The organism is Halioxenophilus aromaticivorans (assembly GCF_042850945.1).
GTDB classification, from domain to species: domain Bacteria; phylum Pseudomonadota; class Gammaproteobacteria; order Pseudomonadales; family Cellvibrionaceae; genus Halioxenophilus; species Halioxenophilus aromaticivorans.
Window position 1 is genome coordinate 2,702,463 of the sequence record NZ_AP031496.1, and the last position, 14,197, is coordinate 2,716,659.

The window sequence follows — 14,197 nt, forward strand, 5'->3', positions numbered from 1 at the left end:
AATTCGGCACTTTGTGAGAGGGCGCAGCTCTGCGCTCTCTTCATCTTCCCTCATCTTTAAGTACTCATTCCTCAGTTATGTTGCGTGTGTCTCGACGCTTCCCAACCATGAACTTTCGCGATCAGGATATCTGTTATGGCATTTCCCAAGGTCGGCAATATAGCCCCAGCGTTTAAGTTAAAAAATCAAAACGACGAGTTTGTTAACCTAAAAGATTTTCGGGACAACAAAAACGTGGTTGTTTACTTCTATCCAAAAGCATCGACTCCCGGTTGCACCACCCAGGCCTGCGGCCTGCGCGACATTCGTGCTGAGCTGGAGAAATTAGATACGGTTGTGCTCGGGTTGAGCCCTGACCCGGTAACGCGGCTGATTAAGTTCACTGACAAACAAAATCTCAACTTTGATCTTCTGTCCGACGAAGACCATGCTATTGCGGAAAAATACGGTGTTTGGCAGTTAAAGAAATTTATGGGCCGTGAATTCATGGGGATTATTCGCACCACGTTTATTGTTGGGAAGGACGGCCGCTTGAAGCACGTTCTCGACAAGTTTAAAACCAATAATCACGACCAAGTTCTTTTGGAAACTCTGTCTAACCTGTCACTTTAAGCCCAATTTTGATTCATAGTTCGAGCTAAGGCCATTCTATTAGTATTATCTAATGTTTGGATCCTGCTCGAACTTTTCCCGCCTAAGTATTGTGCATTTGTTAAAGCGTTCCCTTCCCAAGTGTGACCTTTGTTTTAAAATTATTAATCTATTACCAAAACATCGGCGATAAGTGCTACATTGAGATGCTTAGATCTTAAGCAACGGTGTCATCGGTATACTTTTGCCCAATAAGATCCTGCTAAAGGATAAAAGTACTTCCTTGCGATACCGCTGTGCCATCTACAGCCGCTCGCAAGCGTGAAAATACCTGCAAAATTCACAACTTACCGAATTCCTGGCGTTTACTTTAACAAATTGGCATTTGTATATATGGCTTTATATTGTGTTTCGCAATAGGTTGTACCTTTTTAAATAGCCAAAATTTACAGGCCTTTAAAAGCACCTTCTCAGATAGCGGGTAGATGGATCCACACCCGAACACGACGGTGATTTAGGAGAATTTAGTTGAGTACACTAGCACCAGAGAGTCACCAACAAGAACCACAGATAAATTTAACAAAGTACAAGTTCCAATCTATGTTGGATCGGCTGCGGTTTTTCAATGAGGTGCTGACCGCGCCTTCGTCCAACTTGCGATCTACACTCTCGCTCTATATCAAAGCCGGTTGTGAAATGTTTCAGTGTGATTCTGGATTTATCGGTCAGCGCATCGGTGGTGTAGTCAGAATAGTAACCAGTCAATCCAATATCGATTCGTTATACGATGGTCAGTTGCTGCAGGTAACAGAACCGTTAGTTTCGAAAGTTATTCAACCAAATTCCTTATTAATTGAAGAAAATATTACGACGACATCTTTAAACTCTCTAAATCTGTCCTATAATGGAAGGGTGGTTCAAAATATTTTGGCTGCTCCTCTAGTTGTCCACGGGGAGGTTTTCGGCCTGGTTTGTTTTTTCTCAGCGAAAGGTTTTTCTCACAACTACTCAGACGATGATCGTGAATCCATCGTTCTAACCTCGAAGGGAGTGGGCAAGATGATCGAATTGCAAGCAACGTACAAAGACCAAAAATCTCAAAAGGCGGGTTACGCTACTCCAGGCGTTAAGCATTTTGACGATTATTTATTACAAGCTCGGTTACCTGAGGTGTATGGTGTTGCAGGTAAAGTTGTAGAGGTACTTAAAAAACGTGTTGGCCAGGACCCTTTGGGTATTGGTGATATCGCAGCGGAGCTTAGTCTGTCCAAGCGCACATTGCAGCGCCGGTTACAGCAGCAGGATTTAAGCTACGCTGAGATTCGCGATAAAGTTCGCTTTCATTACTCTATAGACTATTTGATCGAACAAAATGCCAGCATAGACAGCATATCAACTGCGCTCGATTTCTCCGACAGAACCAGTTTTACCAATGCGTTCAAGCGTTGGACGGGGCTGTCTCCCAGCGCATTTCGTAAGTTGTTTAGAGACTACGCCTAGATTTACCGCCTGCCCCCACACGGGGGCATGGTCCAATTTGCCACTATTCTTCAAAACCGTTACAGTAGCCCCGATTTTTGCCCACCAACCATGGTGATGATTCAAACTGTAACGAGAATTCCTTCATGAGTTTCTTTATTCCTCAGGCGTTTGCCCAATCCGGCGCACAGCCCGGTCAACCAGGCGGCATGCTTCCAACCCTTATCATGTTTGGTGGCTTGTTCCTATTTATGTACCTTTTCATAATCCGCCCGCAGCGCAAGCGACAAAAGGAGCATACCGACCTGATCAGCGCACTAAGTAAAGGTGATGAGGTTGTTATGACCAGCGGCTTGCTGGCGAAAGTGAGCAAGGTCGACGAAGATTATGTCACCGTAGAGGCGGCCAATAACGTAGAGCTGCGTTATCAAAAAGCATCTGTTCACGCAGTATTACCTAAAGGTACTATCAAAAAAGTTGGTGCCTCTGCGTAAAATTGTCTCTGGGGTGGGTTCTTCCACCCCTTGGTTGATCCCGTCTTTCACACGTACCATAATGCGATTGCCGGAACGGACATCTATGATCACTTTACCCGCTTCTACAGCCCTTGCCCACATTCCCACCCCGCTAGAACAGCTCAACTACCGTGACGATAGGTCTTGGCCGCGTATCTGGATTAAACGAGACGATCTCACCGGCAGCGGTTTGAGTGGAAACAAAGTGCGAAAATTAGAGTTTGTGGTTGCCCATGCAAAGCGCAGCGGTGCTGATACGCTGATTACCTGTGGTGGCTTGCAGTCTAACCACTGCCGAGCGACGGCCCTGGTGGGGGCTAGGTTAGGCCTAAAGGTGCACTTAATTTTGCGAGAAGAGGGCGGCCGTGAGATCGAAGGTAATTTATTTATCGATAACCTTGCCGGTGCAACCATAGAGACCTTTTCCGCCCAAGAATACCAGGCCAACTTAAATAACCTACTTGCTCAGCGAGCCAAAGATTACCAATCCCAGGGCCGTACTGCGCATGTCATTCCCACCGGTGCCAGTGATGAAATTGGCATTTGGGGTTACGTCAAATGTGCCCAGGAACTGAAATCGGATTTTCAGCAAAACGCAATTGATCCCGACTTGATCGTCTGCGCAACAGGCTCCGGCGGTACCCAAGCAGGTTTAAGTTTGGGCGGCTACGCGCACGGCTTATCGGCAAGGGTTGTGGGCTACGCAGTGTGTGATGATGCTGATTATTTTAATCGCAAAGCATTAACCGATATTACGCGGTGTGTCGACGCCTACGAGCTAGCCATCGACCCACAGCTGGTGCCGATCACTACCGTTGATGACTATGTTGGGCCAGGCTACGCAGTGGGTTACCCAGAATTGTACGATCGTATCAAAGATGTCGCTTCTAGAACTGGCTTACTACTAGACCCAGTTTACACCGGAAAGGCTTTTCACGGTTTGATGTGTGATATTGCTGCCGGCAAATACAGTGGTGCAAAGGATATTGTTTTTGTACACACCGGCGGTACCTTTGGTTTATTCGCCCAAAAAACCGCTTTTGGTTTTAGCCTGTAAATTGGATTGTCGGTGAGGGGAAATGAGCAATAATAAAAATAAAATAGACGCGCCGGAAAAGCTCGTTGTGGCAATTACCTCCAGTGCACTTTTCGACCTCTCCCAAGAGCACAAAATCTATGTAGAAGAGGGGATTAACCGCTACACCGAGTACCAAATCGCCCACGAAAACGATCCATTATTACCCGGCGAAGGTTTTGCTTTAGTCGATAAGTTATTAACTATAAATCGATTGCAAAATAATAAAGAGAGGGTTGAGATTGTATTGCTGTCACGCAATACTGCAGACACCGGTTTGCGCGCATTCAATTCCATAGAGCACTATGGATTAAATGTATCGCGCGCGGCCTTTTGCGGTGGAGAAAGCCCTTACCGCTATATTAAAGCCTTTGGCTGTCAGTTGTTTCTGTCCACCCAGGAAGAAGACGTCCGTCTAGCTTTACAAAATAACGTGGCCGCGGCCACGGTGATGCCGGGTAGTAAGCAGAAGTCATCGCAGGAGTCTCTCAAGTTTGCCTTTGATGGCGATGCCGTAATTTTTTCTGATGAGTCTGAAAGAGTTTACAAAGAATCGGGTTTACTAAGTTTCAGCGAGCACGAGCAAAGGCTTGCCAATCAACCGATGAACCCAGGGCCGTTTTCTCAGTTTTTACGATCACTGCATAAGTTGCAGGCGGAATTTTCAGAAGATTGCCCCATTCGCACCGCGCTGGTCACTGCTCGCTCCGCCCCCGCTCACAAGCGGGTGATAAATACTTTACGACATTGGGGCGTGAGGTTGGATGAGAGTTTATTTTTGGGTGGGCTGCCCAAAGCGCAGTTTTTGCAGGCCTATGGTGCCGATGTGTTCTTCGATGATCAACACAGCCATTGTGACTTGGCAAAAGATGTAGTGGCCACCGGTCATGTACCACATGGCGTAGCAAATAACCCGGCCATTAAATAAAGAGCAAAGCCTGCGACTGCCTGCCGTGGTGTACTGCTAAAAAAAGGCAAATTTGACCCCAAGCCCCATCAAAATAGTCGCCAGTATTGGCTGTAGCACTTGGTTTGGTAGGTGTGCGCCTATTCGGGTGCCAACGTGAATTGCCGGCAGCGAGCCTACCAACAAACTACCGAGTAATAAGAAATCGACATTGCCCAAGAATATTAAATGGCCAAGCCCGGCGATTAAGGTTAAAGGCACTGCGTGGGCTATGTCGGTACCCACCACTTGAACCGCCGGTAACTTGGGATATAAAACCAGTAGCAGAGCGGCACAGAATGCGCCAGCTCCCACCGATGACAATGTGACAAAAACACCTAAAAGCAAGCCCGCCACGATGGTAATGGCTTTGCTATTGCGGTGCACCCAGGCGAGGTTATCCTGGTCTTGCTGGGAGGGTTTGTTGATGCGGCTTTTAAAAAGCAAAACGGCCGAGGTTAATATCAACATGATACCCAGGCTTGTGGTGAGCAGTGGCTCGTAGTGCTTGGCGTCAGTAAATACGCTGTCTAACAACAGGGTGGTGGCGATGGACGCTGGAATACTGCCCAGGGCGAGCATACCAACTAGGTGCCAGCGAACCGTGCCCTGGCGTCGGTGGGCCCAAGCTCCACTGGCTTTGGTAATGCTGGCGTACAGTAAATCGGTGCCAATGGCGACGTTAAACGGGAAACCAAAAAGTAGCAGAATCGGGGTCATCAGTGACCCGCCGCCCACACCGGTGATACCCACGGCTAAACCAACCCCGGCTCCGGCGAGAATGTAGAGCAAAATTTCCATAATAAAGAGGGTTATCCGACGGTTAATTAGCCTTTATTAGGCGTTTTAGGCACGAATTGTACATTTGGATGTAAGAATGACTGGCAAATATATCGTTTAATAACTATTCTGGAAAAGAATATTTGTTTATATTTTTATAATCATAAGAACGCACTAACATTCCACCATCTGGAGGGTTTATGAAACTGCAACAGCTGCGTTACATTTGGGAAGTGGCTCACCATGACCTAAACGTTTCGGCTACGGCGCAAAGCTTGTATACCAGCCAACCTGGTATCAGCAAACAGATTCGCCTGTTGGAAGACGAGCTGGGTGTAGAGGTATTTTCAAGAAGTGGTAAGCACCTAACCAGAATCACGCCTGCCGGGGAAGCGATTCTGAAAACCGCGGGAGAAATCCTCCGCAAAGTAGAAGGCATAAAGCAGGTTGCTCAGGAGTTTAGTAACGAGCGCAAAGGTAGTCTGTCCATTGCCACTACGCACACGCAAGCCCGTTATGCGTTACCCAAAGTGATTGGTGAGTTTATACAGCAGTACCCAGAAGTGGCGCTGCACATGAACCAAGGCACACCGATGCAAATCTCCGAGATGGCAGCGGATGGAACGGTGGATTTTGCCATCGCCACCGAAGCACTAGAGCTGTTCAGCGACTTGGTGATGATGCCGTGCTACCAGTGGAATCGCAGCATTGTGGTACCAAAGAATCACCCGCTAGCGCAAAATTCTAACATAACCCTAGAAGACGTAGCTAAGCATCCCATTGTTACCTATGTGTTTGGCTTTACCGGGCGCTCAAAGCTGGACGAAGCGTTTATTGACCGTGGTTTGGCTCCCAAAGTGGTCTTCACCGCTGCCGACGCCGATGTAATCAAAACCTACGTTCGATTGGGTTTGGGCATTGGTATCATAGCGTCTATGGCCTACGACCCAGAGCTAGATGACGACCTAGTCCGCTTGGATGCAAGGCATCTGTTCCAGCCCAGCACTACTAAAATTGGCTTCCGCCGCGGTACTTTCTTGCGTGGGTTTATGTACGATTTTATCGAGCTGTTTGCGAGCCATCTCACCAGAGACGTGGTTGAGGATGCGTTTAGTCGACAATCGCGGGCGGAGCTGGACGAGCTGTTTGAAACGATAGGTCTTCCATACTACTGATTTTCGTAGTCGATTTACCATCATAAAAAAGCCAGCGTCGTGCTGGCTTTTTTAGTGTGCGCTAGGAGGCCCGCATTGGCTCCAGTACTTCCTTGGCAAACTTTATGTAAATGGTATGAACTTCAGGCTCATCGCCATCTCGGTACACCACAAAAAACGGTGCACGTTCGACATTTAGCTCCTTCGCTAATTGCATGCCGGCGCTGCTTGGGTCGCGCTCGTCGGCGACGATAACTTCGTCGATTAGGTCGATCAGGCCGGAAGATTCCAATTTGGCCAAGACTTCGCCACACTTTTTACACGGTGAGCCATCGGCCAAGATCTTTTTAACCATTATGGTTTTCATTTCTCTTTTATTCCCTGGTGAATTCTGTATGAGTCTTTGGGTGAGTACGGAATGCTGGAATTGGGCGAGGCCTTCTAGCAGAGTTTCGATTTTGCCCAGTGCTTCAAAATACTCTAAATCAACATCTGAGTCTGCCACGATGCCGCCGCCGGCCCAGCAGGCCATGGCCCTAGCGTCGCAGGATATGGTGCGGATGCAGAGGTTAGTGTCCATATCCCCTTGGGTAGATAGATAACCAATGCTCCCACAGTAAATGCCGCGCTGGTGCGGTTCGAGCTTGTCGATGATCGTCATGGAACGCTTTTTCGGCGCACCTGTGATTGAGCCGCCGGGCCATGCCCCCTCCAAAACTGCCATGGCGGAAGTATGGGAATCCAGCCGGCAGGCAATTGTACTCACTAAATGGTGGACGTTGGCAAAACTCTGAAGTTCAAACAGTTTTTCCACCTGTACCGAGCGTGGTAGGGCTTTTTTACTAAGATCGTTGCGTAGTAGGTCGACGATCATGAGGTTTTCGGCTTTATCTTTCTCGCTGTCTTCCAGTTCTTTACGGTTCAGTGCATCTATAGTGCTGTCGCTGTGGCGTGGTCGAGTGCCCTTTATCGGCCGAGTGTAGGCCTTGTGGCCAATCTTTTGCACAAACTGTTCTGGCGAAAAACTCAATATTTTAGTTTCTCCGAAGTTGAGATATCCGCTGTAGGGGGAGGGTAGCCTATCCCTGAGTGCCAAATAAGCGGTGAAGGTATTACCTTCGTATTTGGCGAGATGCGCCTGGGTGTAATTCACCTGGTAGGTATTACCGCTGCGAATATTGTCGAGAATCTTGCTGAAGTTCTTACCGTAGGCTTCTCTGCCGGTAAGCGATAGGATTTCTCTGACTTGAAAATGTGGGTCAACTCCGTTTTCCGCATCGTCCTGTGTCAAGAGGTCCAGCAGATCATCGTCGCCGGAAACGTCTTCGTCTTGCCAATAATAAAACGTGCTGGTTTGTTGTTCGTGATCAATCACGAGCGATTGTAAATAGCAGCCCCAGATGAACTCTGGGGTTTGGATAATTTTTGGCTTGGTTGTGGCTGGCAACCCTGTTTCGTAACTGAAATAGCCTATTAATCCCACGGTGAAAGGGCTAGTTTGCTCTGATATTTGCGGTAATTTCGCTCTGGTAAATTCTACGTATTCGAAGGGCGAGACCGATTCTGGCTTATTGTCTGGCGTGAGCAGCTCGCGGGGTGAGGCCGACATGATATCGTAGCGCCCCATATCCGACTTGGGGCGCCCGCTGTCTAACCATACGGCTCCGGGTATGTGGGCGATACGAGCGAAAATCAGCGCGGGGTTGGGTTCGTATTTAAGTGAGATTTTGCGTAGCAAAGGTGCTTCTCGGATTAGCGGGAAATCAGTGCATTATAAAGACCAGTCTTAGGCTTACCAAACCAAATGTGGTAGTTTTTAAGGGTTATTCTTTGGTCAGTGAACAATAGCGAAAGCAGCAGTTAGGTTAGGGGGCGGCTGATGGCTTACCAAGTTCTAGAAAAATTGCACCGGTTGCAAGACGGTTTCATTCAATCCTATCGCGTGGGTACTGTGGATGTGCTGCTGGTGCAATGGCAAGGGCGCTTGTACGGGTTTCACAATCACTGCCCCCATCAAGGGGCGCCATTACACCATGGAGCCGTATTCGATGGGGTAATTCGTTGCCCACTGCACGGCTTAGAGTATCGGTTAGAGGATGGTGAGCCGATAACCGGCTTCAGTGGCACGCTAAAGCGCATCGATTTAATTTACGAAGGTGCCACGGTGGGCGTTGATCTATCCGGTATGCCACTCGGATAGTGCGTTACTACACAACAATGCTGCGCAGATTTGGATTGTCCCAGGTTTGATGTTCCCACATGCGAGTAAATTGGTCTTGATGGATGGCGCGTTGTTGCAGGCTTAAGGCATCTGTGGTGAATCGGCTGGGTTGGGGCTCGTTGCGTAAGGGTGCACCTCGCCATAAGGTTTGGTTATCGAGCAAAGTCACCTCGGTGATGGGTTCAGCGTTTCCACTACAGCAGCGCAGGCTTATTTTGCTCGGCAACCGCTGGGCCAGTTGCACCAGGGCGCTGCAAGTGCGCTGATCCGGGTTTTTCTCTCCCAGAATAATAGCGATTGACTCCACTCTGCCATTGAGCAGGCCGGTTTTTATGGCCTGAGTAATGGCATCACTGGCCAGCCAAGCAAGCATGGACGCAGGGCAGAAAATAAACAATTTACGGCCACCCAGGGCAATGGCGTTGGCAAATGATGAGGTGGCGTCGGTGGTTTGTCCGGCGATTTTGTTCGTGGCAAGAACCATTTTACGATGCGGAATATTGGCATCCATAAATACTGGCCCTTGTGCTTCGTAGCCCAACTTTTCATAAAACGGTAGCGCTTCGACCTGGGCATCCAAATGCGGCGACTGACCCTGGCGCAAAACGTAGTCGTTACAAAAAGCCATGACGCGCCCGCCGTAACCACCCTGCCGAAAAGGCTTTAACACAGCAACTCTGCCGATTTTACCGGCCTTAGAAATGCGAGCGCAGCCGATGACTTCGCCGGTCCCTTGTTGGGTGCAGAGCACGTGGATGTACTCTGGGTCTTTACCGTCGATTTCATCCGCTTCGCTGACTTTTTGCTCGTCCATAAAGACGGTGCGTCTTACCGTGAGCAGCAGTTCTTGGTGATGATCCCAGTCCACAATTTTGATCAGTGCATCAGAGGATTCCAAGGCTTCGCTCCTTCTTTGGCCAATTTTTGTCTGCGATAAGGACAGCTTATTCGTACTGCTCCAGATGTAGAAGCTCTTCTTGGAGAAATTGATCTACCGCGCTGCGATCATCGTCGGTGAGGCACAGGTCTGTCAGTTGAGAGGCTTGCCATTGGCTGCCGCTGCACAGGGCGACAGCCAGTGTTGCGCTCACCTTAAAGGACAGTCCTCCGGCAAATAGCGTCACCGGGGATTCCTGCTGGCAGGCTTCCATGTAGGCCCATCTTGAATCCAAGGCTTTGTAAATCACGTCCGTAGCTGGGATATCATTCAGTGCGAGGCTGCTTAACGGCACCAGATCGTCAGCCTGCGTAATGCTGTGGCTGTATTTTCCGCGGGTCATTTCCTGGCCAAACCACTGCTGCAGGCGTTCTTCATCCGCCAGCTGGGCTTGCATCCAAGCTTTAAAATGCGCCAGTTGGGCGGCGGATATCTGGCCGGATGGGGACTGAAGGCCTGGGTCGCGGTAGCGATTGTCACTCCCGGTTACGTCTGTTAAATAGTCACTAAAAGAGGAAAACGCCTCACTAATACTGGGCGATCGAAAACCGATGGAGTAGGTAATGCAGTCCCCGCGGGCTATGCCGTAGTGGGCAACGCCCGGTGGTAGGTAGAGCATGTCGCCGGGGTTGAGAATATAATCCTCGGTGCACTGGAAATCCTGCACCAGGGTTAGGTCTGAGCTTCGATCCAGCTGGGTAGATGCATCACAATGCTGGCCGATTTGCCAATGCCGTTGGCCGCCCGCCTGGAGTAAAAAAACATCGTATTGGTCGTAGTGCGGGCCAACGCTGCCGCCATCGGCGGCGTAGCTGATCATGATGTCGTCTAGGCGCCAGTTAGGCAAACACCGAAATAAATCCAACAGCTGGTTTGCGCTGGGTAAATAGTGATCAACGGCCTGGACCAGTAATGTCCAGTGACTGGTGGGTAGGGACGAGAAAACAGCTTCTTCAAAAGGGCCGTGTTGTAGCGACCAAATACCGTTGGTTTCGGTAATGATGCGTGATTCAATCTCGGAGTCCAGTGCCAACGCTGCTAAATCGTTGCCATCGACATCCAATAAACTGGGCGCCACGGCCTGACGGATGAGTAACGGTTGTTGTTGCCAGTACTGACTGAGAAACGTGTCTAGAGGCACGTCACCCAGTGGTGACTGATTGTCCACCTGTGCCACAGACGATTATTGAATGTCTTTGGCTTGGGCCACGGCATTACCGATATAGTTTTGCGGCGTTAGCTTAAGCAGCTCTTCCTTGGCGTCGTCGGGAATCGATAAACCGTTCACAAATGTGGAGAGCGTTTCAACATTGATAGACTGGCCGCGGGTCAAATCTTTCAGCTTTTCATAGGCTTGTGGCACCTGGTAGCGACGCATTACGGTTTGGATTGGCTCAGCTAAAACTTCCCAGCTGGCTTCTAGGTCTTCGTTCAACCGTTGGCGATTTATTTCGAGCTTGCTCAGGCCTTTAAGCGTTGATTCGTAGGCAATAACCGCGTACGCCAAGCCCACCCCCATGTTGCGTAGTACGGTGGAGTCGGTCAGGTCGCGTTGCCAGCGAGAAACCGGTAGCTTTGTGGCTAAGTGACTCATTACCGCGTTACCTATCCCTAAGTTACCCTCTGAATTTTCAAAGTCGATGGGATTAACTTTGTGTGGCATGGTGGATGAGCCCACCTCACCGGCAATGGCTTTTTGCTTAAAGTAGCCAAGCGATATATAGCCCCATACATCGCGGTTAAAGTCGATCAATATTGTGTTGAATCGTGCAATGGCATCAAACAGCTCGGCAATGTAGTCGTGCGGTTCGATTTGCGTGGTGTAGGGGTTCCACTGCAAGCCCAAGCCTTCTACAAAGGTCTTGGCGTTGGTTTGCCAATCGATATTCGGGTAGGCGCTTAAATGAGCGTTGTAGTTACCGACGGCACCATTGATTTTTCCCAGCAGTTCGACCTTTTTAATTTGGTCGATCTGGCGGTTGAGGCGTGCTACCACGTTGGCGATTTCTTTTCCGACGGTGGTGGGCGATGCCGTTTGGCCATGGGTGCGGGAAAGCATTGGGTCCTGGGCGAACTCATGGGCAAGTTTTACTAAGTTGCTAACCAGTTTGTCACAATAATCGATAACCACTTCGCGGCCGGCTTTCAGCATGAGCCCATGGGACAAGTTGTTGATATCCTCGGACGTGCAGGCGAAGTGTACAAACTCACTCACTGCTGCCAATTCGGGCAGCTCGGCGACTTTGTCTTTAATAAAGTACTCTACGGCTTTAACGTCGTGATTTGTGGTGCGCTCTGTGGTTTTGATCTGTTCAGCATCGGCAACGGAGAAGTTGTCAACGATTTGGTTCAGCAGTTGCTGCGCATTATCTGAAAAGCTCGGCACTTCGGTGACTTCAGGGTGCGCGGATAAGCACTGCAGCCAGCGAACTTCTACTTCAACCCGGTATTTAATTAACCCAAATTCGCTAAAAATAGTGCGCAGTGATTCGGTTTTGCTGGCGTAGCGACCATCAATTGGGGTTACCGCGGTCAATGAAGAAAGGTTCATGCTTGCTTTCCTGTTAGTTTAAGTCCCAGTGACGAGTAGCCCGCCTGCGGCGGGAATGGGGCGGCGATGATACAGTAAAACCACCACATGCTGCCAGTGAATGGCCTAATGCTTAAGGCTTGGGTCGATGTCTTGGTACAGGGCTCGGGCAGTTTGTAGTAGATCGTTCTTCTGCCACAGTAGCTTTATCCGCGAGCCGCCAACTTGGCGCCACAACATGGTCGCTCGCACACCGGCCAGCAGCATGGCGCGAATTTGGTTGGCGTTTCGTGTTTGTTGTAGGTGCGTAAAACTGCCTTTGACCTGGATGCGAAAGGTAAAGGTGCTTAAGGTGTCGCTGTAGATGTCGGCCAGTGCCGCGATGATGTTGTCATGGCTGGCGTCAAAATGATCTAGCTGGCTCTGGCATCGCTGTAGTCTTTGGCCAATGACCGCTAGCATGGCTGGGTTCTTCTGCAGCTTTTTATGCAGATGGAACAGGTTCAAGCTGTAGCGCAAGCTGTCTGGATAGCTGGCGCAGGTGTGGCTTTCTAGGTTCTCAATAAGCACTTTAAAACCCAATGCTAAGTTATTGATATTGTGATAAACATCAATGGTGGTTTTGGGGGCTGTTACGAACACGGATTGAATGCTGGCGTCAAACGCAGGCTTGTCGCAGTTGCCGGTTTTGGCCAGTGCTTCTACTAAGGCTACCGACTGAAATAGTCCCGCAAGCGCTAGGGCTTGGTCTTTCGTATTATTCATTGCTGCGGTTGTCCTTGTGCAGCGATTTCACCAAAAACGGCGTCATTTGAATTAAAACCCGTAGTGATCACGGCGCCACCCAGGCAACGGTCTTCTAAATAAAACACCACCGATTGGCCTGGGGTTACCGCTCTTTGAGGTTCGTCGAAGTTGATCATCAGCTCGTCCGCGTGGTTTATTTGCTGATCTTCTATGGGCTGCTTATCTTTCAACAGCTGTACCCAACCCCATTGATCTGGCTGGCGATACCGGGTTTTGATTTGTGCCCTAAAACGCGCCGCTGGCGGAAAGTCTGGGTTGATCCAATGTATTTGATTGGCGGCGAGACATTGCTTGTAGAGCAGGGGATGTTGTTTGCCTTGCACTACCAAAAGTTGGTTGCTGTCCAATCGCTTCTCGGCCACAAACCAGGGTGCCTCTCCGGCACCCTTAATGCCGCCAATTCCTAGGCCTTGGCGCTGGCCAAGCGTGTGGTACATCAAGCCCATGTGTTGTCCAATAACATCACCCTCCGGGGTCACAATGTCACCTGGCCGGGCCGGAAGATACTGTTCTAGGAAGTCTTTAAATCGTCGCTCACCAATAAAGCAAATACCGGTACTGTCTTTTTTGTTGTGAGTAATTAGGTCGTGTTCTTCGGCCAAGCGTCGAACCTCCGGTTTTTCTAATTCGCCCACGGGGAAGAGGGTGCGGGCGAACTCCGCTTCGGCCACGGCATGGAGGAAATAGCTTTGGTCTTTATTGGCGTCTAGGCCCTTCAATAGATAGGTCCGGTCGCCGTCGCTGCCGCGCCGCACATAGTGGCCAGTGGCGATTAGGTCAGCGCCTAGCATTTGTGCGTACTCGATAAACACCTTAAATTTGATTTCCCGGTTGCACAAAATGTCTGGGTTAGGTGTGCGGCCAGCTTTGTATTCAGCTAAAAAGTGCTCAAATACGTTATCCCAGTACTCTGCCGCAAAGTTGGCGGTATGAAGTTTGATCCCCAGTTTGTCGCATACAGACTGCGCGTCCGCCAAATCTTGCTTGGCGGTGCAGTATTCAGTGCCGTCGTCCTCGTCCCAATTTTTCATAAACAAGCCTTCCACGCGGTAGCCTTGCTGCAGCAGCAATAGTGCGCTTACGGAAGAGTCGACGCCGCCGGACATGCCGACGATTACGGTTTTGGAGGAGGTGTTGTCTGTCATCAAATTGGCGTTCGGCG

General features: G+C 49.6%; 14 protein-coding genes. 7 read left to right on the forward strand and 7 right to left on the reverse strand.

The genetic code is table 11. The features are described 5' to 3' along the window. The first annotated feature begins 135 nt into the window (after nt 1-135). The 5 genes from bcp (at nt 136) to ACGHM3_RS11890 (ending at nt 4,588) form a co-directional block, all read left to right on the forward strand. Nucleotides 136-612 (forward strand): thioredoxin-dependent thiol peroxidase, encoded by a 477-nt coding sequence (gene bcp, locus ACGHM3_RS11870; RefSeq protein ID WP_345428250.1) that lies wholly within the window; start codon nt 136-138, stop codon nt 610-612. 507 nt (nt 613-1,119) lie between these two features. Continuing rightward, entirely contained in the window at nt 1,120-2,091 is a 972-nt protein-coding gene (locus ACGHM3_RS11875; RefSeq protein WP_345428252.1) for a helix-turn-helix domain-containing protein, read from the forward strand. A gap of 125 nt (nt 2,092-2,216) precedes the next feature. Beyond that, nucleotides 2,217-2,564 carry a preprotein translocase subunit YajC gene (yajC, locus tag ACGHM3_RS11880; RefSeq protein ID WP_345428254.1) on the forward strand — a complete coding sequence of 116 codons (348 nt, stop codon included), beginning with the start codon at nt 2,217-2,219 and terminating at the stop codon, nt 2,562-2,564. Between the two features lie 85 nt (nt 2,565-2,649). Beyond that, nucleotides 2,650-3,642 carry a D-cysteine desulfhydrase family protein gene (locus ACGHM3_RS11885; RefSeq protein ID WP_345428256.1) on the forward strand — a complete coding sequence of 331 codons (993 nt, stop codon included), beginning with the start codon at nt 2,650-2,652 and terminating at the stop codon, nt 3,640-3,642. Between the two features lie 22 nt (nt 3,643-3,664). Then, a complete protein-coding gene (locus ACGHM3_RS11890) occupies nt 3,665-4,588 on the forward strand; it encodes a 5'-nucleotidase (RefSeq protein ID WP_345428259.1) in 924 nt (307 codons plus the stop codon). A 36-nt stretch (nt 4,589-4,624) separates the two neighbouring features. Here the strand turns inward: ACGHM3_RS11890 and ACGHM3_RS11895 are convergent, their stop codons facing one another. After that, entirely contained in the window at nt 4,625-5,407 is a 783-nt protein-coding gene (locus tag ACGHM3_RS11895) for a sulfite exporter TauE/SafE family protein (RefSeq protein ID WP_345428261.1), read from the reverse strand. 179 nt (nt 5,408-5,586) lie between these two features. Between ACGHM3_RS11895 and cysB the strand changes: the two genes are divergently transcribed. Beyond that, on the forward strand, nt 5,587-6,561 hold the full coding sequence (gene cysB / locus ACGHM3_RS11900; protein ID WP_345428263.1) for an HTH-type transcriptional regulator CysB: 975 nt from the start codon (nt 5,587-5,589) through the stop codon (nt 6,559-6,561). A gap of 61 nt (nt 6,562-6,622) precedes the next feature. On the opposite strand, the gene pabB is transcribed toward cysB, so the two are convergent. Further along, the gene (gene pabB, locus ACGHM3_RS11905) at nt 6,623-8,278 is read right to left on the reverse strand and encodes an aminodeoxychorismate synthase component I (RefSeq protein ID WP_345428265.1); all 1,656 of its coding nucleotides are present in this window, start codon (nt 8,276-8,278) and stop codon (nt 6,623-6,625) included. Nucleotides 8,279-8,419: 141 nt separating this feature from the next. On the opposite strand from pabB, the gene ACGHM3_RS11910 reads away from it, so the two are divergent. Beyond that, nucleotides 8,420-8,740, forward strand: coding sequence for a Rieske 2Fe-2S domain-containing protein (locus tag ACGHM3_RS11910; RefSeq protein ID WP_345428268.1), 321 nt, complete (start codon nt 8,420-8,422; stop codon nt 8,738-8,740). Between the two features lie 7 nt (nt 8,741-8,747). Here the strand turns inward: ACGHM3_RS11910 and ACGHM3_RS11915 are convergent, their stop codons facing one another. The 5 genes from ACGHM3_RS11915 to mnmA all read right to left on the reverse strand — a co-directional run bounded on the left by ACGHM3_RS11915 (nt 8,748) and on the right by mnmA (nt 14,180). Continuing rightward, a complete protein-coding gene (locus tag ACGHM3_RS11915; protein WP_345428270.1) occupies nt 8,748-9,659 on the reverse strand; it encodes a GNAT family N-acetyltransferase in 912 nt (303 codons plus the stop codon). Nucleotides 9,660-9,705: 46 nt separating this feature from the next. After that, nucleotides 9,706-10,875, reverse strand: coding sequence for a cupin domain-containing protein (locus tag ACGHM3_RS11920; RefSeq protein WP_345428272.1), 1,170 nt, complete (start codon nt 10,873-10,875; stop codon nt 9,706-9,708). 6 nt (nt 10,876-10,881) lie between these two features. Next, nucleotides 10,882-12,249, reverse strand: a complete 1,368-nt coding sequence (gene purB, locus ACGHM3_RS11925) for an adenylosuccinate lyase (protein WP_345428274.1) — start codon at nt 12,247-12,249, stop codon at nt 10,882-10,884. Nucleotides 12,250-12,354: 105 nt separating this feature from the next. Continuing rightward, on the reverse strand, nt 12,355-12,993 hold the full coding sequence (gene hflD, locus ACGHM3_RS11930; RefSeq protein ID WP_345428276.1) for a high frequency lysogenization protein HflD: 639 nt from the start codon (nt 12,991-12,993) through the stop codon (nt 12,355-12,357). After that, nucleotides 12,990-14,180: a tRNA 2-thiouridine(34) synthase MnmA gene (gene mnmA, locus ACGHM3_RS11935; protein ID WP_345428279.1), complete on the reverse strand. Its 1,191-nt coding sequence runs from the start codon at nt 14,178-14,180 to the stop codon at nt 12,990-12,992. The genes hflD and mnmA overlap by 4 nt, the downstream gene beginning before the upstream one ends. Between the last annotated feature and the right edge of the window lie 17 nt (nt 14,181-14,197).

Bases quoted from the DNA above. Each gene is read 5' to 3' on its own strand.
- bcp (WP_345428250.1), top strand. From the start codon at position 136: ATGGCATTTCCCAAGGTCGGCAATATAGCCCCAGCGTTTAAGTTAAAA.
- ACGHM3_RS11895 (WP_345428261.1), bottom strand. From the start codon at position 5,407: ATGGAAATTTTGCTCTACATTCTCGCCGGAGCCGGGGTTGGTTTAGCC.
- mnmA (WP_345428279.1), bottom strand. From the start codon at position 14,180: ATGACAGACAACACCTCCTCCAAAACCGTAATCGTCGGCATGTCCGGC.
- cysB (WP_345428263.1), top strand. From the start codon at position 5,587: ATGAAACTGCAACAGCTGCGTTACATTTGGGAAGTGGCTCACCATGAC.
- yajC (WP_345428254.1), top strand. From the start codon at position 2,217: ATGAGTTTCTTTATTCCTCAGGCGTTTGCCCAATCCGGCGCACAGCCC.
- hflD (WP_345428276.1), bottom strand. From the start codon at position 12,993: ATGAATAATACGAAAGACCAAGCCCTAGCGCTTGCGGGACTATTTCAG.
- ACGHM3_RS11910 (WP_345428268.1), top strand. From the start codon at position 8,420: ATGGCTTACCAAGTTCTAGAAAAATTGCACCGGTTGCAAGACGGTTTC.
- purB (WP_345428274.1), bottom strand. From the start codon at position 12,249: ATGAACCTTTCTTCATTGACCGCGGTAACCCCAATTGATGGTCGCTAC.
- ACGHM3_RS11885 (WP_345428256.1), top strand. From the start codon at position 2,650: ATGATCACTTTACCCGCTTCTACAGCCCTTGCCCACATTCCCACCCCG.
- ACGHM3_RS11890 (WP_345428259.1), top strand. From the start codon at position 3,665: ATGAGCAATAATAAAAATAAAATAGACGCGCCGGAAAAGCTCGTTGTG.